Origin of the sequence: Mesorhizobium sp. M0152, from assembly GCF_040322415.1 — a bacterium.
Classification (GTDB): domain Bacteria; phylum Pseudomonadota; class Alphaproteobacteria; order Rhizobiales; family Rhizobiaceae; genus Mesorhizobium.
This window is the reverse complement of record NZ_JAMYTH010000051.1, coordinates 1-24,456: the sequence shown is the minus strand read 5'-3', so window position 1 is coordinate 24,456 and position 24,456 is coordinate 1. Positions and strand designations below refer to the sequence as shown.

Annotated in this window: 19 protein-coding genes; 13 read left to right on the top strand and 6 right to left on the bottom strand. The window is 64.2% G+C overall.

Going from position 1 to position 24,456, the window contains the following annotated elements; genetic code table 11:
• Positions 1-10: 10 nt before the first annotated feature.
• Both NKJ26_RS29950 and trhO read right to left on the bottom strand, forming a co-directional pair.
• Positions 11-751, bottom strand: coding sequence for a tellurite resistance TerB family protein (locus tag NKJ26_RS29950; protein ID WP_352699161.1), 741 nt, complete (start codon positions 749-751; stop codon positions 11-13).
• Positions 752-1,058: 307 nt separating this feature from the next.
• Positions 1,059-1,988 (bottom strand): oxygen-dependent tRNA uridine(34) hydroxylase TrhO, encoded by a 930-nt coding sequence (gene trhO, locus NKJ26_RS29945; RefSeq protein WP_352699159.1) that lies wholly within the window; start codon positions 1,986-1,988, stop codon positions 1,059-1,061.
• A gap of 188 nt (positions 1,989-2,176) precedes the next feature.
• Here trhO and NKJ26_RS29940 point away from each other — a divergent pair, with 188 nt between their 5' ends.
• Positions 2,177-2,815 carry a 2-dehydro-3-deoxy-phosphogluconate aldolase gene (locus NKJ26_RS29940; RefSeq protein WP_352699157.1) on the top strand — a complete coding sequence of 213 codons (639 nt, stop codon included), beginning with the start codon at positions 2,177-2,179 and terminating at the stop codon, positions 2,813-2,815.
• A gap of 191 nt (positions 2,816-3,006) precedes the next feature.
• Here the strand turns inward: NKJ26_RS29940 and NKJ26_RS29935 are convergent, their stop codons facing one another.
• Positions 3,007-4,830: a peptidoglycan L,D-endopeptidase MepK gene (locus NKJ26_RS29935; RefSeq protein WP_352699156.1), complete on the bottom strand. Its 1,824-nt coding sequence runs from the start codon at positions 4,828-4,830 to the stop codon at positions 3,007-3,009.
• A 375-nt stretch (positions 4,831-5,205) separates the two neighbouring features.
• Positions 5,206-6,741, bottom strand: a complete 1,536-nt coding sequence (locus NKJ26_RS29930; protein WP_352699154.1) for a sigma-54-dependent transcriptional regulator — start codon at positions 6,739-6,741, stop codon at positions 5,206-5,208.
• A gap of 186 nt (positions 6,742-6,927) precedes the next feature.
• Here NKJ26_RS29930 and NKJ26_RS29925 point away from each other — a divergent pair, with 186 nt between their 5' ends.
• The 11 genes from NKJ26_RS29925 (at position 6,928) to NKJ26_RS29875 (ending at position 20,168) form a co-directional block, all read left to right on the top strand.
• Positions 6,928-8,766, top strand: coding sequence for a M3 family oligoendopeptidase (locus NKJ26_RS29925; protein WP_352699152.1), 1,839 nt, complete (start codon positions 6,928-6,930; stop codon positions 8,764-8,766).
• Positions 8,767-9,140: 374 nt separating this feature from the next.
• Positions 9,141-9,917: a helix-hairpin-helix domain-containing protein gene (locus NKJ26_RS29920; protein WP_352603104.1), complete on the top strand. Its 777-nt coding sequence runs from the start codon at positions 9,141-9,143 to the stop codon at positions 9,915-9,917.
• A 245-nt stretch (positions 9,918-10,162) separates the two neighbouring features.
• Positions 10,163-11,320: an aminodeoxychorismate synthase component I gene (locus tag NKJ26_RS29915; protein WP_502903234.1), complete on the top strand. Its 1,158-nt coding sequence runs from the start codon at positions 10,163-10,165 to the stop codon at positions 11,318-11,320.
• Entirely contained in the window at positions 11,269-11,931 is a 663-nt protein-coding gene (locus tag NKJ26_RS29910; RefSeq protein WP_352699148.1) for an aminotransferase class IV family protein, read from the top strand. Before NKJ26_RS29915 ends, NKJ26_RS29910 begins: the two co-directional genes overlap by 52 nt.
• Before the next feature lie 12 nt (positions 11,932-11,943).
• Positions 11,944-12,888: a heme-dependent oxidative N-demethylase family protein gene (locus tag NKJ26_RS29905; protein WP_352699147.1), complete on the top strand. Its 945-nt coding sequence runs from the start codon at positions 11,944-11,946 to the stop codon at positions 12,886-12,888.
• A gap of 128 nt (positions 12,889-13,016) precedes the next feature.
• Positions 13,017-14,462 (top strand): homospermidine synthase, encoded by a 1,446-nt coding sequence (locus NKJ26_RS29900; protein ID WP_352603096.1) that lies wholly within the window; start codon positions 13,017-13,019, stop codon positions 14,460-14,462.
• 185 nt (positions 14,463-14,647) lie between these two features.
• The gene (omp10, locus tag NKJ26_RS29895) at positions 14,648-15,025 is read left to right on the top strand and encodes an outer membrane lipoprotein Omp10 (RefSeq protein WP_352699145.1); all 378 of its coding nucleotides are present in this window, start codon (positions 14,648-14,650) and stop codon (positions 15,023-15,025) included.
• Positions 15,026-15,214: 189 nt separating this feature from the next.
• A complete protein-coding gene (locus NKJ26_RS29890) occupies positions 15,215-17,269 on the top strand; it encodes a 5'-nucleotidase C-terminal domain-containing protein (protein WP_352699143.1) in 2,055 nt (684 codons plus the stop codon).
• 134 nt (positions 17,270-17,403) lie between these two features.
• Positions 17,404-18,468, top strand: coding sequence for a ferrochelatase (gene hemH, locus NKJ26_RS29885; RefSeq protein WP_352699141.1), 1,065 nt, complete (start codon positions 17,404-17,406; stop codon positions 18,466-18,468).
• A 168-nt stretch (positions 18,469-18,636) separates the two neighbouring features.
• Entirely contained in the window at positions 18,637-19,587 is a 951-nt protein-coding gene (locus NKJ26_RS29880) for an SPFH domain-containing protein (protein WP_352603088.1), read from the top strand.
• Between the two features lie 116 nt (positions 19,588-19,703).
• Positions 19,704-20,168 carry an NfeD family protein gene (locus tag NKJ26_RS29875; RefSeq protein WP_352699139.1) on the top strand — a complete coding sequence of 155 codons (465 nt, stop codon included), beginning with the start codon at positions 19,704-19,706 and terminating at the stop codon, positions 20,166-20,168.
• A gap of 4 nt (positions 20,169-20,172) precedes the next feature.
• On the opposite strand, the gene NKJ26_RS29870 is transcribed toward NKJ26_RS29875, so the two are convergent.
• Entirely contained in the window at positions 20,173-21,174 is a 1,002-nt protein-coding gene (locus NKJ26_RS29870; RefSeq protein ID WP_352699138.1) for a KpsF/GutQ family sugar-phosphate isomerase, read from the bottom strand.
• 241 nt (positions 21,175-21,415) lie between these two features.
• Here NKJ26_RS29870 and NKJ26_RS29865 point away from each other — a divergent pair, with 241 nt between their 5' ends.
• Complete coding sequence (locus NKJ26_RS29865) at positions 21,416-23,194, top strand: outer membrane beta-barrel protein (protein WP_352699137.1); 1,779 nt, start codon at positions 21,416-21,418, stop codon at positions 23,192-23,194.
• Between the two features lie 171 nt (positions 23,195-23,365).
• Here NKJ26_RS29865 and NKJ26_RS29860 read toward each other — a convergent pair.
• Positions 23,366-24,456, bottom strand: a 1,091-nt coding sequence (locus tag NKJ26_RS29860) for an IS1380 family transposase (protein WP_352699135.1), incomplete at its 5' end; no start/stop codon positions are given.

Below are 24,456 nucleotides of genomic sequence, written 5' to 3'. Positions count from 1 at the left end.
CGATTTGATGCTACCAACGCGGATTGGGCGACGTGCCTGCCTTGGCGACCGGCACCTTGGCCGCCGAAACCGTCGCCTCGACATGGTCGACCAACGCGTCGGGCAAGCCAAGCCGGCCGGCAAGCAAATCGAGATAGCCGCGCTCGGCACGTGTATCGGGGTCGATGGTAAGGCGCGAGGCCGTATAGAGTTCGAGCTTCTGCGCATCGGTCTCCGCGCCCGCCACCAGCGTGTCGAGATCGAGCGGGGCCTCAAGTTCCGACATCAGGAATTTCTCGGCACCGGCGCCAATCCCCGCCAGGCTGAGCTTGCCGGCAATCTTCTGGCGTTCCTCGTCATCGATATGGCCATCGGCCTTGGCCGCCGAAATCATCGCCCGCACCAGGGTCAGCGTGAATTCGTCCTCGCCCTGCGGCGCCTGCGACGGATGAAAGGCGGTGTCCTTGGGCGGCGGCAGCAATTCCGGTTCGCCGGCCGCCGGCGCCTGTTCCGGTGCCTTGCCGGCCTTGTAATTCTGGTAAGCCTTGTAGGCGAGGCCGCCGATCGCCGCCAGGCCGCCAAGCTTGACGGCGGCACCCGTCACCTCGCGGCCCGCGCCGGTTCCAAGCAGCACCGCGGCAAGTGCGCCGGCGGCCAGCGGATTATCCTTGGCCATCTGCACCGCTTGCCCGGCCTTGTCGCGGACGGTGCCGCTGGTGCCGGGAATTTGCGAGCCGAGCAGATCATCGAGAAGCTTCTTGGGATCGAACAATCAGTGCCTCCAGGATTTGCCCGGCGCAACGGGCAGGTTTCGAACGCCGAAGACGTAGGTCCCGAAGCCTGACATTGCAATGACAGGCCCGCCGCCTGGCAGGGCAACGAATCCGGGTTACCGGGTTCGGGAGCGTCGCTGGCGCGTTGGTCGAGAAGCAGCAAAAGAAAACCCGCCGGTGCAGCGGGTCATTGGCGCAAATCTGCACCATAGATAGATATCTACCATAGCTGCACTCACCCTGTCAAGAAAAAATTCCTATCGTGAAAGCCGCGCCGCTTGGGCGCGCCGTCAGCCGAGACGGGCTTTATGACCCGATATGCGGGCCCTTGCCGCGCGCCTGTGCAAGTTCGACCTGCCGCTGGCGCTCGGCGTAGCGCTGGCGATCCGCATCGGAGCGGGCATCGAAGCAATGCGGACAAGAGACGCCGGCGGCAAATTTCGGCGACGTCAGGTCGTCCGGCGTGAGCGGATGGCGGCAGGCGCGGCATAGTTCCGCGTCGCCCTCGGCAAGGCCATGCGACACCGAAACCCGCTCGTCGAATACGAAGCACTCGCCTTGCCACAGGCTCTGCTCGGCCGGCACGTCCTCGAGATATCTGAGAATGCCGCCCTTGAGGTGAAACACGTCCTCGAAGCCGAGCGACTTGACATAGGCGGTCGCCTTTTCGCAACGGATGCCGCCGGTGCAGAACATCGCGACCTTGCGACCCTCGAGTTCTGCGCGATGCGCTTCCACCCAGGCCGGGAACTCGCGAAAGCTCGCGGTTGCCGGATCGATCGCGCCCTTGAACGTGCCGATCGACACTTCGTAGGCGTTGCGCGTGTCGATGACGATCGTCTCGGGCTGCGAAATCAGCGCGTTCCAGTCGGCCGGCGCGACATAGGTGCCAGCACTCGTCGCGGGGTCGATATCTCCAACGCCCATGGTGACGATCTCGCGTTTCAGCCGCACCTTCATGCGGTGAAACGGCATGGCAGCGGCACTGCTGTATTTGACCTCGAGGCCAGCCAACCCTTCGATCGCTTCCAGGTGCTCGATCAGGGCAGCTATATCCGCTTCGCTGCCGGCGACGGTGCCGTTGATGCCCTCATGCGCCAGGAGCAGCGTGCCCTTGATGCCGCGTCCGCAGCAGAACGCCGCCAGCGGCGCGCGCAGTTCCTCGAAGGCGTCGAGCCGGGCAAACCGGTAGAGCGCGGCGACGCGGACAGGTCGGGATGGCGTGGACAGTGTCATTGCCAGAGCAACTAGACGCTCGTAAAAGCCGATTCAAGGCGAAACCGCTTCGGCGGTACCGTGCCGCCGCTCGGGAAGACGCCCCTTGCCATTGTTCCGTAGCGCACGACATTGCGGCATGGACGGTCCCGTGGACAGGCAAACACCCGTCTGCTAATCGGTTTAAACCCCACCATACGGAGAGACAGATGCCCAGCAAGACCGAAAAACTCCTGTCGCTCCTCAACGGCCAGCCGGTCATCCCGGTGCTGAAGATCGCTGATGTTGCCGATGCGGTGCCGCTGGCCCGCGCCCTGGCGCGTGGCGGCCTGCCGGCAATCGAGATCACGCTGAGAACCGCCGATGCGCTGGAAGCGATCCGGCGCGTTGCGGCCGAGGTCGAGGAAGCCATTGTCGGTGCGGGCACCATTCTCGACACCAGACAGTTTGACGAGGCGGCAGCAGCAGGTTCGAAATTCATCGTCAGCCCCGGCATCACCCGCGAACTGCTGGCCGGCGCGGCCGACAGCGAGGTGCCGCTGCTGCCCGGCGCCATCACGCCCGGCGAGATCATGGCCGCGCGCGAGGCTGGCCTTCGGTTTTTGAAGTTCTTCCCCGCCGAGCAGTCGGGCGGCATCGCCTCGCTGAAGGCGTTCGCCTCGCCGCTGGCCGATGTGAAATTCTGCCCGACCGGCGGCATCACCGGCAAGAATGCTGCCGACTACCTCAGTCTGCCCAATGTCATCTGCGTCGGCGGCTCCTGGGTGGCGCCCGACGACCTGGTCAAGGCGGGCAAGTGGGACGAGATCGAAGCCCTCGCCCGCGCGGCGAGCAAGCTCGGCCGATAACGCCGTCTGAGGGCTATCTGCCCGGCGCGGCGCGAGAAGCCTTCAGTGCCGGCGCCTGCCCGGACGGCGTCCTTCTCCCCGTCACTATACGGGGAGAAGGTGCCGGCAGGCGGATGAGGGGCAGCGCCGACCTCGTCGATAACATTTCACGCGCCAGCAGCAACGGGGCACCGAAAGCGGTGGCCAGCCCCCTACTTGGTCTGGAAGCGCGCGACCGACATGAACTTGACGGCGGTGCCGGTGAAACGGTTGGCTTCGGCCATCTGGTTGTCCGGCTGGAAGCCGGCCGTGTAGACCTCGCTCGGCGGCGTATGCACGATATTGTAGGCATAGCCCGGCGCCGTCGTCGCGCTCGAAACGGTCGCGACGTTCTCACCACTGGTCAATGCCCAGCGCGCCGCCTGCGGCGCTGCGGCGACCACCATGGCCTTGGGGCCGGGCTTCAGGTCGCGCGTGGTCGCCCTGGCTTCCTTGCGGGTCGTTTTCACGCCGGCGCCGATCGCGGCGGCCGGATCGGAACCGGCCGGACGGGCGACCACGGCCTCGCGCGGCGACGCGGCATCGACATCGGACGGATCGTTGAAGGCAGAACGCGGCTCGGGCAGCGAAGCGACCTGGTATTCATCGGCCGCACCGACCTGCGCATTGGCTTCGTCGAGCACGGCCTTGACCGCGTCGGGTTTGCCCGGCTCGGGCCGCGCCGTCGGCAACGCCGAGAACGCATCGGTCACTGTCTTGCCGTGTTCAACCGTTTCCGCCAGCGCCATCAGCACGTCCTTGCTGGGCGGCGGTGCAAGGTCGGCCGGCGGCGAGCGCTCGGGACGCCATGTCGGAAGAGGTATGTTGTTGACGGCAACCTGCGCCGGATCGGCTGCCGCCGCTGCGGGATCGGCCTTGCCGAAAGGCATGTTCGCCGGCGCCTGCGCGGTCGCCACGGCCTGCTCGGTGGTGGCAGTCGCATCCGCCATGGCGAACGGAACATTCTCAGGCGGCTGCGCGCCGATATCGGCCTTCGGCCGCGGCGCGAAATCCGGCAGCGGAATCTCGCGAGCCGGCAGCGCGGCGATGATTGTCTCCGGCGTATCCTGCTCTGGTTCTGGTGCCTGCTCCTCGGCGGCCTGCGGAATCTCGGTGCGCTTGGCGTTCTCGGGCGCCACGATGGCGATACCCGGCAGGTTGTCGTTCTTGGGCGCCTGAAGGACCGGCTTCGCGGTTCTCGGCTTCGGCGCGGGCGCGGCGGATGCGACATCGGCGCTGTCATCGGCCTCATCTTCGCCACCGCCGAAGAAGGCGGAGAGGAACCCACCGGATTTCTTGCCGCTGCCGCCGGCGCTGGCGAGCTCGATGGCGGCGCCGCCGGAACCCGTGCGGGATTTGTAGGAAGCCAGCGCCTGCTCGTAGCCGGGCAATGGCCTGCCGTCGCTCGGCACATGCAGCGTCTTGCCATTGGGGAACAGCCCGACCAGTTCCTGGCGGCTGATGCCGGGCCAATGGCGAACATTGCCGACATCCATGTGCACGAACGGCGAACCTGAACTCGGATAATAGCCGACGCCGCCGCCCTGCATCCTGAGGCCGATGTTGCGCAGCTTCTTCAGCGGCACGCCGGGAATGTAGAAGTCCATCGCCTTGCCAAGCATGTGCTGGCTCTTCTCGGCGACGCCCCTGCTGCGGCTGCGCAGCATCGAGTTCGTCGACGGCGACCGGTAGCCGCAGACGACCTGGATGTAGTCGGTCGCACCGCTTTCCCGGTAGGCTTCCCAGACCAGGTCGAGCAGGCGCGGATCCATCTTGGTCGGCTCATTGCGACGCCAGTCGCGCAGGATGATGTTGATCTTCCTGAGACCCTCCGGAATGTAGCGGCCATTGCGCTTGTAGACGATCTCGGCCTTCTCGTGGGTGTGGAGGTGATAAAGCTTCAGAGAACGTGTTTCGGCGCTGGCCCCTGTTACAGCCGCGGCAACAAAACCAAATGCGACAATCACCGCAGCCAGCCATTTCGGCCAGACGCTCAACTGATGGTGCCGCCCATTTGTGAGTCGTTCGATTCTGTTCAAATCAAAAGGCCTTGCAGGCTGCCGTTTGTCCCCGGATTTGCCCAAACGGATGTGTCGTTTTCACATCCGAATATCGATCCTAATGGTTAATCATCGCTTATTGAAGTCGAAATGCGGTAACACCGTGGCGATATCCCGTCAAAAATTGTTCACAGGGTTTCTTGGTAAACCGCTGGTTTAGATCATGTTTCCGCCTTCGGCAGGAACACGATCTGTTACCGTTAGCCTTAATACGTGAACGCCACCATCGAGCGCCGCCGCCGGCTCGCCATGAAGCGGCGGCGGCGCGACGGACCACGTCATGACAGGGCAGACTGGTCCGGGCCTTGCGCCTCAGGAAGCGAGGCGTTCGACGCGGCCGGTTTCCGGGTCGATGCCGTATTCCTTCAGCTTGCGGTAAAGTGTGGAACGGCCGATGCCGAGACGGCGGGCGACTTCGCTCATCTGGCCGTTATAGTGATCGATGGCGAGCTTGATCATCTCGAGTTCGACGTCGGCCAGCGCCCGCACATTGCCGCGTTCGTCGAGCGCCCGCAGCGTGCCGAATCTGGGCTGAAGCACGGCCGGCCGAGCCGGATCGGCCGTCGGGGTGGCGTCGCCGGCCGGGACCTCCTCATCGCGTGGCCCCGGAGGCGATGAAAAGTCAGGTGCCGCGTCGTCCGTTTCGAGATTGATGGTGCCTTCGACCTGCGCCCGGATCTGCGGGAAATCATCGATATCAAGCACGTCGCCTTCGCACAGCACCGAGGCGCGGAAGACGGCGTTTTCGAGCTGCCTGATGTTTCCAGGCCAGTCATAGGCCTGCAGCACGGCCAGCGCCGCCGCAGAAATACCTTGCTGGCGATGGCGCGGGTCGGCTGGAGCCACCTTCGCCATGAAGTGCGTGACCAGATGGGGAATGTCGTCGCGCCGGTCGCGCAGCGGAGGCACGAAGATCGGGTAGACGTTCAGCCGGTAGAACAGATCCTCGCGGAACTTGCCGTCCTTGACCTGCTGCAGAAGGTTGCGGTGCGTCGCCGAAATCAGCCTGATGTCGACCCTGACGGTGCCGCGGCCGCCGACCGGATCCACCTCGCCGTCCTGCACCGCGCGCAACAGCTTGACCTGCACGTCGAGCGGCAGGTCTCCGATCTCGTCGAGGAACAGCGTGCCCGAATGCGCTTCGACGAACTTGCCGGTGTGCTTTTCGCTGGCGCCCGTGAACGAGCCCTTCTCATGGCCGAACAGGATCGATTCGACCAGATTGTCTGGAATGGCGCCGCAATTGACGGTGACGAAAGGTTTCGAGCGGCGGTCGCCGCTGCCCTGGATGGCCCGCGCCACCAGCTCCTTGCCGACACCGGATTCGCCTTCGATCAGGATCGGGATGTTGGATGCCGCCGCCTTCTGGCCGAGGCGAATGACCCGATCCATCGCCGGGCTGTGCGTGATCATGTCCCTGAAGGTCAAAAGCCCGCCGCGCCGGCGCGATGTACGCTTGACCTCGCCCTCGACCGCCTCGACCTTGAGGGCGTTGGCGATCGACGCCTGCAGCCTGTCGGGCGACGCCGGCTTGACGACGAAATCGAAAGCGCCGTGACGCATCGCCGAAACGACGGTTTCGATGCCGCCCTGGGCGGTCTGCACGATCACCGGGACGGTGATGTCGCGCTCGCGCATCGCCTTCAGCACGCCGATGCCGTCGAGACCGGGCATGACAAGGTCGAGGATAACCACCGAGACGTCACGCGGGCCGGGCCCGTCGAGGGCGTCGAGGCCGGCAGAGCCCCCGTCGACGACGATTGCCGTGTAGCCGAACCGCGTCACCGCCGCCTCAAGCAGCCGGCGCTGCACGGGATCGTCATCGACTATGAGTATGGAACCTGTCATGACTGTCTTGAGTTGCCCGGCGCTCGAAATCCCCATGGATCATCTTGGCACAGGGTTCTAAACAAGGTTTCAAAAAACCCGGTGAACGAATTCCTTAGGATTTGACCGGCTTGTCCGTTCCTCCTGATTCTGGCTCCCTGATTCTGGCCTCTTTTCTGGCCCGTTGGTTCAAAGAAGGTGTTGTCGATGCGCATGATGTTTGATCGGCGGCTTGCGGCGCCCGCGTCCGGTCGAGGCGCGGCCGAGCTTGGCGATCTGCCGGAATGGAACCTTGCCGACCTCTATGCCGGCATGGACGCGCCGGAACTGAAGCGCGATATCGCCCGGGCCGCCGCTGAGGCGAACAATTTCGAGACCCGCTGGAAAGGGACGCTCGCCGCCGAGGCCGAGCGCGGCGGCTCAGGCAGGCTGGGCGAGGCGCTGGTCGCCTATGAAGCGCTGGAGGAGCTGATCGGCCGCATCGTCTCCTATGCCGGCCTCATCTATGCCGGCAACACCGCCGATCCGCAGCGCGCCAAGCTCTACGGCGACATCCAGGAGAAGATGACCGACGCCAGCGCCCACCTCCTGTTCTTCGCGCTTGAACTGAACCTGATCGACGACGCGGCGATCGAAGGCGCGCTGGCCAGCGATCCCGCTTTCGGCCACTACCAACCGTGGGTGCTCGACCTGCGCAAGGACAAGCCCTACCAGCTCGAGGACCGCGTCGAGCAGCTTTTCCATGAGAAGTCGATCACCGGGCGCGGCGCCTGGAACCGTCTGTTCGACGAGACGATGACCGACCTTCGCTTCGAAGTCGACGGCGAGGAACTGACGCTTGAGCCGGCGCTCAACCGTCTGCAGGACGCCGATGGCGAGGTGCGCCGCCGCGCCTCCGAAGCACTGGCCGCGACCTTCCGCGGGAACCTGCGCACATTCACGCTGATCACCAACACGCTGGCCAAGGACAAGGAAATATCCGATCGCTGGCGCGGCTTCGAGGATATCGCCGATTCACGCCATCTCGCCAACCGTGTCGAGCGCGGCGTGGTCGATGCGCTTGCCGCGGCGGTGCGCGAAGCCTATCCGCGCCTGTCGCACCGCTATTACGCGATGAAGGCGCGCTGGCTCGGCATGGAGGTTATGAACCATTGGGACCGCAACGCGCCGCTGCCGGAGACGCCGCAGGCGGTGATCGGCTGGGACGAGGCCAGGAACACCGTGCTGTCGGCCTATCAGCGCTTCTCGCCCGAAATGGCCGAGATCGCGCGGACCTTTTTCGACCACAACTGGATCGACGCGCCCGTGCGTCCAGGCAAGTCGCCCGGCGCCTTCGCTCATCCAACGGTGCCGTCCGTCCATCCCTATGTGTTGCTGAACTACATGGGCAAGCCGCGTGATGTGATGACCCTGGCGCATGAACTCGGGCATGGCGTGCACCAGGTGCTGGCCGGTGGCCAGGGTGCGCTGATGGCCTCGACGCCGCTGACGCTGGCCGAGACGGCGTCCGTCTTCGGCGAGATGCTGACCTTCCGCTCGCTGCTCGAGCAGACCACCGACAGGCGCGAGCGCAAGGCCATGCTCGCCCAGAAGGTCGAGGACATGATCAACACGGTGGTGCGCCAGATCGCCTTCTACGAATTCGAGCGCAAGGTGCATGCCGAGCGCCGCAATGGCGAACTGACATCCGACAGGCTCGGCCAATTCTGGCTGGAGGTGCAGGCGGAAAGTCTGGGACCGGCGATAAAGTTGCGCGACGGCTACGAGGTGTTCTGGACCTACATCCCGCACTTCATCCATTCGCCCTTCTACGTCTACGCCTATGCGTTCGGCGATTGCCTGGTGAACTCGCTCTACGCGGTCTACCAGAACGCCGAGCGCGGCTTTCAGGACAAGTATTTCGAGATGCTGCGCGCTGGCGGCACCAAGCATCATTCACAGCTTCTCGCGCCCTTCGGCCTCAACGCCACCGACCCCGCCTTCTGGCAGATCGGTCTTGGCGTGATCAGCGGCCTGATCGACGAGCTGGAAGCGCTCGACGCTTGAAAACGCATCCCGTACGCATCGCCCGCACGCAGAACAGTTTAGCCGGAATGCATATCGCGGATGGCTCTATTCTTGCCCTAAAGATTTGTTCTTGAATAACTCTCCACGCAAGTTTTCCGATAGCTTTCCGTAAGCTCTATGGTAGCCTTCGATCCAAGCTCAACCGGAGCGCATGCGGATCGGGTGGGGAAGTCTTGGCCTGCCGTGGCGCTCTGGTGCACGCGACAACGGCCGTTGGCCATGGGCACGCAAAGCCGATCGCCGACTGCTCGACCGAAGCCGGCTGTTCCGCGACCGCGGAGTCACCATCGAGTAGTCCTTTGCCGAAGGTCATGGCCCATGCCACGGCAGACAGACCTGACTGGAGAGAGACAATGAGCACTTTTTTCTACATGCTCCTGGCGTTCCTTGTGGGTGTGTTGGTTGGCTGGTTCCTCTGGGGGCGCCTGCGCGGCGAACTCGACAGCTTGCGTGGCGATCTCGATCGCACGCGCAGCGAGCGCGACAGGCTTCGCGCCGACAGTGATCGGCTGACCGGCGAGCTGGATGCATGTGGGCGCACCCGCGCCGACCTCGAGCGCCAGCTGCGCGGGGCACAGGCTTCCACCGGAACCGGCGGGGCAAAGGCGGCCAGCCAGGCGCCGGCCGCCCTGCTATCGACGCCGGCCTCGGCCAAATCCGCCCCCGCAAAGCCGGCGCCGGCCAAACCGGCCGCCGCGAAGGCCGCCCCTGCAAAGCCGGCCGCCGCCAAATCCGCGGCACCGAAGACGGCAGCGTCGAAACCAGTTGCGGCCAAGGCCACCGCAGCCAAGGCCACGGCAGCCAAGAGTTCGGCCGCGCCAAAGGCTGCCCCGGCCAGGAAAGCCGCGCCGGCAACAGCCAAGCCGGCGTCGGGAAAGCCTGACAATCTGCGCCGGCTGATCGGCATCGGCCCGGTCAATGAGAAGCTGCTCAAGGCGCAAGGTATCACCAGCTTCGCCCAGATTGCCGCCTGGACCGCCGCCGACATCAAGCGCGTCGAGGACGTGATGAACTTCGACGGCCGCATTGCGCGCGAACGCTGGGTCGAGCAGGCGAAACTGCTGGCCGCCGGCAACGAACAGGAATTCGCCCGGCAGTTTCCAACGGCGGGAACGGCCAGCAACAGCTGAACGATAGAGGTAGCAATTATCACGCCGGCGGCGCTCAAGGCGCCGCCGGTTCGTTTTTGGCCCGCAAAGCCGGCGCGGCACGTCGACCCAGAATTGGCGCAAAGGTCAGCCCAGAAGGTCGGCTCTCAGCTCGGCCCAAAGCTCGGCCCACAGGTCGGCCCACAGGTCGGCTTTGAGTGGCAAGGTGCCGTTCCCTCGATTGCGCGCGAGCGGCCCCCCATATAGAGCGGTCAACGGCTTCATCGATCCCGGTCCCCATGTCCCTGCCCGCCGCCATTTTCCGCAACGACGAAAGCGCGCGTCAGCTCGTTTTCGACCGGCCGGCCGACATCATCGTGGCCCATGAAGCCCGGGATTTCCTGCCGGCGCTGGAGGCGGCCCAAGCCGCGCACGACGCCGGCAAGTGGCTGGCCGGCTATCTCTCTTACGAGGCCGGTTATCTGCTCGAACCGAAACTCGTTCCCTTGCTGCCGGCCAGGCGCCGCGCGCCGCTCATCTGCCTCGGTGTCTTCGATGCTCCCATCGAAGAAGCGGTACCGCCGCGCAACGCTGCCGCGACCAACGGCCCGATCTTCGATGCAAGGGCGGCCTGGTCGTTCGAGGGTTACGAGAAACGCTTTTCACGACTGCACCAGCACATCAGGCAGGGCGATTGCTACCAGGGCAATCTGACCTTTCCGGTGCATGCGCAGTGGTCCGGCGACCCGCTCGCCGCCTTCGATGCGCTGACCGAACGCCAACCGGTGAAGTATGGCGCGCTGGTCGCGCTCGGCGATCCCATCGTCCTGTCGCGCTCGCCCGAACTGTTCTTCGAGATCGACGCCGGGGGCATGATCGAGACGCATCCGATGAAAGGCACGGCGCCGCGCGGTGCGACCAAAGCCGAGGACGAACGGCAGAAGAACTTCCTGCGCAATGACGAGAAGAATCAGGCCGAGAACCGGATGATCGTCGACCTCCTGCGCAATGACATCTCGCTGATCAGCGAAGCCGGCACGCTGGACGTGCCGGCGCTGTTCCGCATCGAGACCTATCCGACCGTCCACCAGATGGTGAGCGACGTCAGGGCGAAGCTGCTGCCGGGTCTCGGTATTCGCCAGATTTTCGCGGCGTTGTTTCCTTGCGGCTCCATTACCGGCGCGCCGAAAATCCGCGCCATGGAGATCCTGCACGAGCTTGAGGGCACGCCCCGCGACGTCTATTGCGGCGCCATCGGCTGGATCGCACCCGGCGGCACGATGCGCTTTTCCGTGGCGATCCGCACCATCTCGCTCTTTTGGAGTGGCCAAGCCGTCTACAATGTGGGCGGCGGCATCGTCTTCGATTCGGTCGCCGGGGAGGAGTACCAGGAGTGTCTGCTCAAAGCGCGCTTCGCGACGGGAACGCCGCCGACTTCGAGCTGATCGAGACTATGCGCTGGGAGCCGGAGACCGGCTTCCTACGCTTCGATCGCCACCTCGCGCGGCTTTACGGCTCGGCGGCGGAGCTCGGCTTCAACTGCGATCCGCAAAAGATCGGCGACGTGCTGGCCAATGCCGTCGACGGCTCCCGTATCGCCTTGCGCACGCGGCTCGTCTTGCCGCGCAATGGCGACGCGACCGCCTCGGCGCAACCCTATGAACCGCTCGCCGCCGACAAGCTCTGGAGATTGCGCTTGGCACGCACAAGGCTCGATTCGAGCGACACGCTGCTGCGCCACAAGACCAGCCGGCGGCAACTCTACACTCATGCCCGCTCCGAATATCTCGTCACCCAGGCCGACGAGGTGATGCTGGCCAATGAACGCGGCGAAATCTGCGAAGGCACCATCACCAATGTCTTCGCCGATTTCGGCGACAGCATGCTTTTGACGCCCCGCCTCGACTGCGGCCTGCTGCCTGGCGTATTGCGCGCCGAGCTTCTGGACGAAGGCCGTGCCGAGGAAGCGATCTACAGCTTGGACGACCTGAAATCCGCCAAGGGGCTGTTCGTCGGCAATTCGCTGCGCGGACTGATCCCGGCAAAACTGATCTGAAGCAGAACGTCTTTGCCTACCCAAACGCCCCCCACCCGCACGCCCCCCAGCCACACGCCCTATGATGGCTCGTCAAAACTCTTCACCATCGGGCTGAAGCCGCTCGATCCTGCAAACTGGATCGAGATCGACAGCCATCTGCTGCCGTATCTCGCCGAGAAGCGCCGGCTCTATGGGGAAATTCCCGAACGGGTTTTCGTCGAGGAGGACGGCACGCGAAATGCCCAGCAGGAAGTGTTCGAATTGCTCCGGACGCACCTGCTGGAGCAATTTCCCGGCTCTTATCGGCGCACCAAGGCGGGTATCGAGGCCGTAGGCGCGGCGAACGATCTCCCTCCTCGTCTCGCCGGTGCTCCGCTGGCCGTGGCGTCGATGCTGGTGCAGGAAGACCTGATCCTGATGCGCCGCGACGACAACGGCTGGCGTCTGGCCGCGGGTTCGCTGTGCTTTCCCTCGTCCTGGTCGCTGCTTGAGAAATTCGGCAAGTCGCTGCAGCAGATTCACGCGCCGGTGCCGGGCTTCGGTCCGGGCACGCGGCCGGCCGACTTGATCAACCGCATGTTCGACGGTCTCCAGGGCCAGGCCGTCGAGCGCTATAACTGGTCGATCCAGTCGGGTGACGCGCTCTACCATCCGCTGTCCAATGTCGAGCGCATCGATCGTGCTACAAAACGGCTCACACACTTCCCCAACGGTGACGTCAAAGTGCACGCCTTCATCCGCGTCGAGCGTCAGACGCTGCGCAAGCTGCCCGCCTCGCGCGATATCCTGTTCACCATCCGCATCCATCTCGATCCGCTCACTGTGCTGGCGCAGCACCCCGACCGCGTGAAGCTCGCTGTGTCTTTCGCCGCCCAGATCGAAGCGCTCGATCTCGCCCAGCTCGACTACAAGGGCCTGACATCGGACCGCGCCCAGCTGGTCGCCGTCCTTAACCACATGGCCAATGGCGGCTAGGCGCGGGTTGGCGCTTTTCGCTGGTTTATGACAATGATCTGTGATGTAGCGCATGGCCGTCGGGCGAAAATGCCCGGCTTTTTCTCTGTCCGCTCGGCTTTGCACGTGTTCGAAGGAGTGCTCGATAAATGGCGAATGAAAACTGGCCCGTTTACGGTGAAATCACCGGCCCTGTGGTGATGATCGGCTTCGGCTCGATCGGACGGGGAACGCTGCCGCTGATCGAGCGCCATTTCAAGTTCGACAAGTCGCGCATGACGGTCATCGACCCGCGCGACACCGACCGCAAGCTACTCGACGACTGTGGCATCACCTTCATGCAGGATGCGGTGACGGAGAAGAATTACAAGAAGCTCTTGACGCCGCTCCTGACCAATGGCGGCGGCCAGGGCTTCTGCGTCAACCTGTCGGTCGATACCGGCTCGGTGGACCTGATGCGGCTCTGCCGCAAGCTCGGCGTGCTCTACATCGACACCGTCGTCGAGCCGTGGCTTGGCTTTTATTTCGACGCCACGGCCGACAATGCCAGCCGCACCAACTACGCGCTGCGCGAGGCGATGATCAAGGAAAAGCACGACAAGCCCGGCGGCGCGACGGCGGTCTCCACCTGCGGCGCCAACCCCGGCATGGTCTCGTGGTTCGTCAAGCAGGCGCTGGTCAACCTCGCCACCGATCTCGGCCTCGAGTTTTCGGAACCCGCGCAGGAAGACCGCGAGGGCTGGGCCAGACTGATGAAGAAGGCCGGCGTCAAGGGAATCCACATCGCCGAGCGCGACACCCAGCGCACCAAGAAGCCGAAGCCGATGGACGTATTCTGGAACACCTGGTCGGTCGAGGGCTTCATCTCCGAGGGCCTGCAGCCCGCCGAGCTCGGCTGGGGCACGCATGAGAAATGGATGCCGAAGAACGGCAAGAAGCACAAGCACGGCTCCAAGGCCGCGATCTATCTGGAGCAGCCCGGCGCCAACACGCGCGTGCGCTCATGGTGCCCGACGCCGGGCGCCCAATACGGTTTCCTGGTGACGCACAACGAGGCGATCTCGATCGCCGATTTCTTCACCGTGCATTCCAAGAAGGGCAAGGTCCAGTATCGCCCGACCTGCCATTACGCCTACCATCCCTGCAACGACGCGGTGCTGTCGCTGCACGAGATGTTCGGTGCGGCCGGCAAGGCTCAACCGGTGCACCACGTGCTCGACGAGAACGAACTGGTCGACGGCGTCGACGAACTCGGCGTGCTGCTCTACGGCCATGACAAGAATGCCTACTGGTACGGCTCGCAGCTGTCGCTGGCCGAGGCGCGCAAGCTGGCTCCCTATCAGAACGCCACCGGCATGCAGGTCACCTCGGCGGTTCTCGCCGGCATGGTCTGGGCGTTGGAAAATCCCGAGGCCGGCATCGTCGAGGCCGACGAGATGGACTACAAGCGCTGCCTGGACGTGCAGTCCCGGTATCTCGGGCCGGTCAAGGGCTACTATACCGACTGGACGCCGCTCGACAGACGCCCGGGTCTGTTCCCCGAGGACCTCGACCGAAGCGATCCGTGGCAATTCCGCAACATCCTCGTCCGATAGCATCGAGCGGAACATGGCTCATTACCTTGCAATCGCCCGGAAATCGGGCGATTGAAGGAGTGCGGCCTGGAGCTTTGCGCGTCCCGTCGGACACACGAACTACGCTCCAGCACTTTGGATGTACGCGTCGTGCTTTCCAAAATCGATTCCGATTTGGACCGATGCGAGAGGAGAGGATTTTCACGATGAGCATTGCGCGCAAGATTGTTTCGATGAGCATTGCCGCGGCCGGCTTGGCGGCGCTTGCCGCCTGTGCGACCAGCGGCCCCGGCGAGCCGCCGATGGCAGCCGCGCCAAAAGGCGTCGAAGGCTCCTGGATCGATGCCAAGGGCACCGGCCTGTCGACATTCGCCAGCGGTACCTTCACGACTGTCGCCACCGACACCGGCCAGAAGCTTGCCGACGGCAGCTACACCATGACCGGCGCCACGTCGGTGCAGATCAACGGCACGTCTCTGATTCGCCAGACCGCGGTCAGCTTCAACTGTCTGCTGGTGTCCACCAGCCAGCTGAACTGCACCAGTTCCGGCGGCCAGAATTTCGTCCTGACACGTCGCGTCTGACCCGGCGCGACGTCTAATCCTGTCGGACGGCGGCCAATGGCCGCCGTCCTTTTTTGCGCCGGCAAAGGTCGCCCGGATTTCCGCTTGCGTCGCCCGGAACGCGATGGGAACATGGCAAAAACGCCGACTGTTATGTTCCAGTCAAGCAATGGCGTTAAACGCCTCTGATCAGCCTATCGGGAGACCAAGATGAAGAAGCTTGCCGCCATTGCCGCCCTTTCGGCATCGACGCTCGGCCTGTCGGCCGGCGCATCCTTTGCCGACTACACGTTGAATATCCTGCACATCAACGACTGGCACAGCCGTATCGAAGGCAACAACAAATATGAATCGACCTGCTCGGCCGAAGAGGAGACCAAGGGCGAGTGCATCGGCGGCGCGGGCCGGCTGATCACCGCGATAGCCCAGGAGCGCAAGAAACTCGAAGGCCAGAACGTGCTGCTGCTCAGCGCCGGCGACAATTTCCAGGGTTCGCTGTTCTACACGACCTACAAGGGCAAGGTCGAAGGCGAATTCCTCAACGACATGAAGTTCGACGCCATGGCGCTCGGTAACCATGAATTCGACGACGGCGAGACGGCACTCGCGCCGTTCCTCGACATGATCAAGTTTCCAGTGCTCGGCGCCAATGTGAAAGCCAACGCCCAGTCCAAGCTCGGCGACCGCGTCAAGCCATCGATCGTCATCGAGGTCGGCGGGCAGAAGATCGGCATCATCGGCGCGATCACCAACGACACGCCGGAGCTCGCCTCCCCCGGCCCCAACGTCGCCATCGAGGACGACGTCAAGTCGATCACCGCTGCGGTCGAGAAGCTGAAGGGAGAAGGCATCAACAAGATCATCGCCGTGACCCATATCGGCTACAAGCGCGAGCGGGACGTCATCGCCAAGATCCCGGGCATCGACGTCGTCGTCGGTGGCCACAGCCATTCGCTTTTGTCGAACACCGATCCGAAGGCGGAAGGTCCCTATCCGACGATGGTCGACAACCCGGACGGCTACAAGGTTCCGGTCGTGCAGGCGGCGTCCTATTCGAAATATCTCGGCGAGTTCAAGGTCGTGTTCGACGACAATGGCGTCGTCAAATCGGCGAGCGGCGACCCGATCTTCCTCGACAAGTCGATTACGCCTGACCAAGCCGTGCTCGCCCGCATCAAGGAGCTCGGCGCGCCGATCGAAGCGCTCAAGAACAAGGAAGTGGCCGAGACCACCGACGTGATCGACGGCAGCCGCGAGAGCTGCCGCACCCGCGAATGCGCGATGGGCAATCTCGTCTCCGACGCCGTCCTCGACCGCGTCAAGGGACAGGGCGTCGAGATCGTCATCTCGAACGGCGGCGGCCTGCGCGCCTCGATCGACAAGGGCACCGTCACCATGGGCGAGGTGCTGACCGTGCTGCCGTTCCAGAACACGCTGGCGACCTTTCAGATCTCGGGCAAGGACCTGGTCGCCGGCCTTGAGAACGGCCTTAGCCAGGTCGAGGACGGCGCCGGCCGCTTCCCGCAGGTCGCCGGCCTGAAATATTCCTTCGACAAGTCGGTCGCGCCCAATGCCGGCCGCATCAAATCGGTGGAGGTGATGGAAGGCGGCACCTGGACACCGATCAATCCGGACAAGGACTATCTGGTCGCCACCAACAATTACGTGCGCCAGGGCGGCGACGGCTACAAGATTTTCGCCGAAAAGGCCAAGAACGCTTACGACTACGGCCCGGGCCTCGAACAGGTCGTCGCCGACTATCTCGGCGCCCACCGGCCCTATACGCCCAAGCTCGACGGCCGCATCACCGAGGTCGCCGCCACCGTCGCCGCGGCGCCGGCGGCCGAGCCAGCCAAGCCCGCCGAAGCTGCACCGGCAACTCCGGCCCCCGCACCGGCCGAACCGGCAAAGCCCGCCGATGCGGCAGCGGCAATGCCCGAATTGCCGGCCAACTCGGGCGATATCGCCAACACCCCACCGGCCATGTCCACGGAGGCAGCACCTGCTGCACCGGCGCCGGCCGAACCCGCAAAGCCGGCCGAAGCAGCCCCGGCTCCCGCGCCAGCACCTGCCGAACCGGCAAAGCCCGCCGAGGCCGCACCAGCCACGGGAAGCCACGTCATCGTTGCCGGCGATACCTACTGGGACCTGGCGGTGAAAGCCTATGGCGATGGCACCAGGTGGAAGGTCATTTCGGACGCCAACAAGGGCTACGAGCCGCGCCGGTTGCCGGTAGGCGCGACGCTGACCATCCCGCCGAAGTAACGCCGCTTCGCTATTCAGCGAGAAAGCCCGCCCGGGAAACCGGGCGGGCTTTTCATTTCCTGCTAAGGTGCGGCCAGACGCTGCATTGAAAGCCCGCGCGATATGGTTAGGTTCGCGTCTCCTGGAGAACCTCGATGACGCTTTCCACCGCAGTCGATCCCAAAGCCGCGAAGGCTGTTGGCGCGCAGCCAGCCGGGCATCCGCTGGCCAAGGCTGGCAAAATCGGCGTCATGCTGATCAATCTCGGCACGCCTGACGGTACCGGTTTCAAACCGATGTGGCGTTACCTCCGCGAATTCCTGTCCGATCCGCGCGTCATCGAACTCAACAAGGCGATCTGGTATCCGATCCTTTATGGGCTGGTGCTCACCACGCGGCCGAAAAAATCGGGCGCCAACTACGCCAGGATCTGGAACCGGGAAAACAACGAGTCGCCGCTGCGCACCTACACCCGCGCCCAGAGCGAAAAGCTCGGGCAGGCACTCGCCGACCTGCCTGAGGTCGTCGTCGATTGGGCGATGCGTTACGGCAACCCTTCGACCGCGAGCGTCGCTGAAAGGCTGGTGGCGCAAGGCTGCGACCGCATTCTTTCGTTTCCGCTCTATCCGCAATACTCGGCGACCACCACCGCCACCGCCAACGACCAGCTCTTTCGCGCGCTGATGACGATGCGGGCCGCGCCCGCCATCCGCAGCGTACCGCCCTACTACGCCGAGCCTGTCTACATCGAGGCGCTTGCCGCTTCGATCAAACGGCATCTGGCAATGCTGGATTTCGAACCGGAGGTGGTCATTACCTCCTACCACGGCATCCCGAAACCATATTCCGACAAGGGCGATCCCTACCAGGCGCATTGCCTTGAGACGACGCGGCTGCTGCGCGAAAAACTTGGCTGGAGCGAGAGCAAACTGATCACCACCTTCCAGTCACGCTTCGGCGCGCAGGAATGGCTGCAGCCCTACACCGACAAGACCGTGGAGAAATTGGGCAAGGAGGGCGTGAAATCGATCGCCATCGTCAATCCCGGTTTTTCCGTCGACTGCATCGAGACGCTGGACGAGATCGGCCGTGAGGCGGCCGAGACCTTCCACCACGCCGGCGGCAAGAATTTCGCCCACATCCCTTGCCTCAACGACAGCGCCGAGGGCATGGCGGTAATCGAGGCGATGGTACGGCGCGAACTGTCCGGCTGGATCTGAAGCCGCGAGGAATGAGGGATGCAGAGTTCTCTGCCCTCAACCTTCGATTGCATGTTCAGAAACAATCCCTCATCACCTGATTGTAACGCTACTGAAATACACTTAAGTCTTTGGTGAAGTCGGCTGCGCGAGAATGGCTCTCGCTGCCGGCCTTTGAGGGAGAGCCAAATGGATTTCAGTGGTTTCGATATTGCGATCATTGTTCTGGTCGCGCTTGTCGTTCTGGTGCTGTTCAAAGGCATCAAAACAATTCCGCAAGGCTATAACTATACCGTCGAACGCTTTGGCCGTTACACCAGAACACTGACCCCCGGCCTCAATCTCATCGTGCCGTTCGTCGACCGCGTCGGCGCCAAGATGAACATGATGGAGCAGGTGCTCGACGTTCCGAGCCAGGAGATCATCACCCGCGACAATGCAATCGTCGGTGTCGACGGCATCGCCTTCTACCAGATCCTCAACGCGGCGCAGGCAGCCTACCAGGTTGCCGGCCTGCAGAACGCTATCCTGAACCTGACGATGACCAATATCCGTACCGTCATGGGTTCGATGGACCTCGACGAATTGCTGTCGAACCGCGACGCCATCAACGAGCGCCTGCTGCGCGTCGTCGATGAAGCGGCGCATCCCTGGGGCATCAAGATCACCCGCGTCGAGATCAAGGACATCAACCCACCAGCCAATCTCATCGAATCGATGGGCCGGCAGATGACCGCCGAGCGCAACAAGCGCGCGCAGATCCTCGCCGCCGAAGGCCTCAAGCAGTCGCAGATCCTCGAGGCCGAGGGCCGCAAGGAAGCCGCGTTCCGCGACGCCGAAGCGCGCGAGCGTTCGGCCGAGGCGGAAGCCCGCGCCACGCAGGTGGTGTCGGAAGCGATCTCCAAGGGCGACGTGCAGGCGCTGAACTATTTCGTCGCCCAGAAATACACCGAAGCACTGGGCAAGATCGGCTCGGCAGGCAATTCCAAGATCGTACTCATGCCTTTCGAGGCGTCGTCGCTGATCGGCTCGCTCGGCGGCATCGGCGAGATCGCCCGGGAGGTCTTCAAGGGCGATGGTCCGACCGGCACGCAACGGCAGATTTCGCGCCCGCCGGTCGTCAAGCAAAGCGACAATTGATGCTTCCGGCCCGGGAGCGTTTCACACAAGCGCCGAACCGCCCTATCCCTTTGTTTGACGCAATTCCGGACGGAAATCGTGTCACGCTTTTCCTGGAATTGCCCTAGGAGCAGACCATGATCGACCGCATCGTTTCCGAACTCGGCCCGTGGAGTTGGATGGTTCTCGGCTTCATCCTGCTGGTGATGGAAGTCATCGCGCCGGGCATCTTCATGCTGTGGATCGGCATTGCCGCCCTGATCATCGGCGCGGTGTCGCTGCTGATCTGGGATGCCGGTTTCTGGACCTGGCAGGTCCAGGTCGTCGCCTTCCTGGTGCTGTCGCTGGTCTCGGCCTATGCCGGCAAGAGGTTGGTCGGCGGGCGCAATGATCCGACGGACCAGCCGCTGCTCAACCGGCGTGGCGCGCAGATGATCGGCAGGATGGCGACGCTTGCCGAACCTATCCGCGACGGCCGCGGCCGCATCAAGCTCGGCGACACGCTGTGGCGCGTCTCCGGCCCGGATCTGCCGGCGGGCACGCAGGTGCGCGTCACCGGCGCGGCGGATACGGATCTGGAACTGACTGTGGAGGCTGTCTGAGCTTTCAGGCCGCGCCGATGCGCAAGAGATCGTGCAAGTGGACGAGGCCGACCGGTTTCTTGCCTTCCACAACCATCAGGCTGGTGATGGCTGAATTGTTGATCGTCTGCAGCGCGGTTGCCACCAGCGTGTCCGGAGCCGCTGTCTTTGGCCCTCTTGTCATCACCTGATCCACCGTCATCGCCAGCAGGTTGCCGCCGATATGACGCCTGATGTCGCCATCGGTGATGATGCCGACCAGCGCGCCGTCCGGCTCGGTGATCGCCACGCAGCCGAACCCCTTGCGCGAGAGTTCCTGGATGGCATCGTGCATGCTGGTGCCCGTCACCGCAAGCGGCAGCCTGTCGCCGACATGCATGATCTCGCGAATCTGCGTCAGGTTGGCGCCAAGCTGGCCGCCGGGATGGAAGGTGCGGAAATGGTCGGGCGTGAAGCCCCGCGCCTCGAGCAGCGCGATCGCCAGCGCATCGCCGATGACCAGTTGCAGCACCGTCGAAGTCGTCGGCGCCAGCCCGTGCGGGCAGGCCTCCGCTGCGCGCGGCAGCAAAAGCACGACGTCTGCCGCCCGCGCCAGCGCCGATGTCTCGCCGGAGGTGACGGCGATAAGCGGAATGGAGAAGCGTCGGGAATAGGCGACGATCCCCATCATCTCCTTGCTTTCGCCCGACCATGAGATGGCGATGATGGCGTCGTCCTTGGCGATCATGCCGAGATCGCCATGATTGGCCTCGACGGGGTGGACGAAAAAGGCCGGCGTGCCCGTCGACGCCAGCGTCGCCGCGATCTTCGAGCCGATATGCCCGCTTTTGCCGACGCCGGTGACGATCAGCCGACCTTCGATCTTCGAGATCATGTCGACCGCCTGGGCGAAGGGCCCGGCCAGCCCGTTCTCGAGCGCCTCGGCAAGGGCCGCGATCCCAGCCTGCTCGGTTGCCACCGTTCTCAGCGCCGAAGCGATCGACGTTTGCCTGTCCAGAGGCGTCCTATCGGGGGATATCGCGTGCATGGTTGATGCGATTAGCGCTTTGCCGCCCGCCTGTCCAACGGAAATGGCGCCCGTTCTGGAATGCGCGATGGTTTGGGTGGCGACATGCATCACAACATAAAGCTTGGCGCACGCCGCATGAATTCCGTTGGAAATCGACCTTTCCGGCTGGCGACGAGCCGCCGCCTCAACCCTCCGTTAACCATCCCAATTTACGGTTCGGTAAGTATGGCGCGCCTGCGCCGCGCGAGCAGTGGTGGCGATGTCCGGGGCCCAGCCAGAAAAATCGAGAGCACGAAAGGGCAAGGCGGCCTGCGCCTTGCTGCTGGCGACCAGCATCTTTGCGTTGCTGCGCCCGACGCTGCTTCATGCCCAGGAAACGGGGCTGCGCGGCGAAGTCTCCGAATCGGCGATCCTGTCCGACCAGCAGCGCAAGGCGAGGCAGCTCGCTTTGGCCAGCCAGGGCCAGCAGGCACCGGCCAGCGCCGCGCAGGACAATACGCCTGCGCGCACCTATTTGCCCGCCAGCGCCGGCGCCTTGCCCGATGACACCGACGCCGACGCCGCAACCGCGGCACGCAGCATCTTCGATCCGCCTGCCGTCACCGACGATAGCTCCGCCGACACGCCGACGCCGCCCAAACCTCGCCGCCGCCCAGCCGCCGCCAGGCAAGATGCGGCGGACCGGGACAAGGACAAGGCCGCCGGCAAGTCGAAGAAGAAAAAGCCGGCGACCGCGACCACGGAGACCACCGCGGCCATTGCGGACAATGCCGATGTCCCCGACACTGACGAGGAGACGGCCAACCGCCGCGCCGTCACCATCGACAGCGTCGACCGGCAGAAGCTCGACCCCGGCGCCGAGCGCACTGCTTCCATCGAAGGCCAGAAGAAGAAAGCCGAGGACGATCCGTTTGCCGCCACCGGCGTCAAATGGGGTTCCTTCGTCATCCGGCCGACGATCGAACAAGGCCTGACCGCCACATCGAACGGCGATTCCAGCAGTACCGGGAAATCGGCACTTTTGTCCGAGACGGCGCTGCGCTTTTCCGCCGCCTCCGACTGGCGCGAAAACTCCGCTCTGATCAACGGCTATGGCCTTTTTCGCGAGACCGTCTCCGGCTACCCCGTTCACAACGAGCAGGGCCGCATCGAGGGCCAGCTCAACGTCGACCTGGACAATGAGCTGCGCGCCATCGCCAAGCTCGGCTATGAGGCCGTGCCGGAATCGGCGTCATCGCCTGACGCTATTGCCGGCGTCAGCACCCAGCCTCTCCGGCAGTCCCTGGACGGCAGCCTTGCCCTCGAAAAGCAAGCCGGCAAAATGCAGTACACGGTGACCGGCGCGGTCGCCCACGACTTCTACGGCGACGCCAAGCTTTCGGACGGCACCTCCTTGTCGCAGAAGGATCGCGACAGCACGCTCTACACGGCGACCTTGCGCACCGGTTATGAAATTTCTCCGGCCCTCACCCCCTTCACCGAAATCGAGGCCGGTCGCCGGACCTATGATCAACGCATCGACAACGAAGGCTTCGAACGCTCCTCGACGCGGCTCGGCGCTCGCGCCGGCCTTGAGCTCGACATGGGCGAAAAGTTGTCGGGCGAATTCTCGGCCGGCTGGCTCAGGGAAGCGGTCGATGACGAACGTCTCGACGCGATTTCGGGCGCGACGGTCAACGCCGACCTCAAATGGTCGCCCGAACGCGGCACCACGATCGGCGTCACCGGACGGACGACGGTCGAGCCCACCACCTCAGCCGGTGAAAGTGGCGACATCCTCTATTCCGGCCGCCTGACGGGCGAGCGGCTGATTCGGGCCAATCTCACCGCAAACGCGGCTCTGGGCCTGGATTGGCGCGACTATGTCGGCATCGACGGCCACGACACGATCTTGAGCGCCGAAGCCGGACTGACCTGGTGGCTGAACCGCTACGCCGGCCTCACCACCCGCGCCAGGACCGAGAAGCTGACCAGCAACCTGCCGGGCCGCGACTACACCGCCAACAGCATCTTCGTCGGCGTGAAGGTCCAGCGCTGAGGACGAAAGTGTGGGCCTAGCCCGGATATCTCACACAGTCTTTCGGCGCGAGGCTGGCAGCAGCGATTTTGCGGGCGCTTGAGCTGCGGGCAAGGGATGTCCGCCGCTTGGAGCGGTTGGTGTGGTTCGGCGCTGTTTCCTTGCTGTTGACGGGAGGGTGGATGGGCGCGCTCAGGCGGCTGCTGCTGATAGCCGGGCATAGGTCAGGGCCCATTCGCGCTGGAAGGGGCAGGCTGAGTTCATGGCCAGCTTGATACGGCGCACCGAGATGCTGACCAGGGCGCCGATCTTGAACAGCTTGAGACGGATGGTGGCGCAGCTTGCCCTGGCGAGCCTTGTGTCCACCAGGCCGATGCGGCGCAACGCGCAGATCAGCACATAGGCCATCGAGGCGAACCAGAGCCTGAGCTGGTTGGCGCGCAGGGTGGCGGCAGAGGTGCGGTCGGCGAACAGGTCGAGCTGGCATTCCTTGATGCGGTTCTCCATCTCGCCGCGGGCGCAGTAGAGGTCCTCGTAGAGGCATTGCGCCGGCCAAGCCTCGGCGTCGAGGGAGGTGACCACGAAGCGCGGGTTGGCCTCCCCTTGCGTCCACTCGGCCTTGGCCACAACCCGGCGCCGGCAGCTCCAGCTCTTGCGCGTGGTCCACAGGAAGTCCTTGAAGCGGCGGGCGGGCCGGCTGGTGAGGGCACTTTCTGCCTTGGCCGCTTCCAGTTCAGCCGCGATGTGGCGGACCAGCCGAACATTGCGGGCCAGACCCAACAGGTAGTCGACGGCGTTGGCCTCGCACCAGGCCATCAGCTCCTGGCGGGCGAAGCCGGAATCGGCGCGCAGCACGATGCGGACCTTGGGCCAACGCTGACGCAGCTGGCGCACGATGCGCTCGATCTCCTGAACCGCGCCGGCGGCCGCGTCGATGTTGGCGGGCCGCAGCTTGGCGCACAAAAGGTGATCGCCGCAGAAGATGTAGAGCGGCAGGTAGCAGTAGTTGCCATAGTAGCCGTGGAAGAACCGCCCCTCCTGGTTGCCGTGCAGGGGGTCGTCCGTGGCATCCAGATCCAGCACGATCTCTTCGGGCGGAGCGGCGTGCGCGCCCATGAACAGCTCGACGAACAGCGCCTCGATCGCCGCCGGAGCGTGGCTGATCTTGTGATAGCGCGAAGGCTGCGGCCGGCTCAGCTCCAGCCGGTTGAGCGTCGACTTGCCGGCAACGGCCGCGCATTTCTTGTGACGGCGCGCCTTGAGCTTGCCGGCCAGCACCGCCA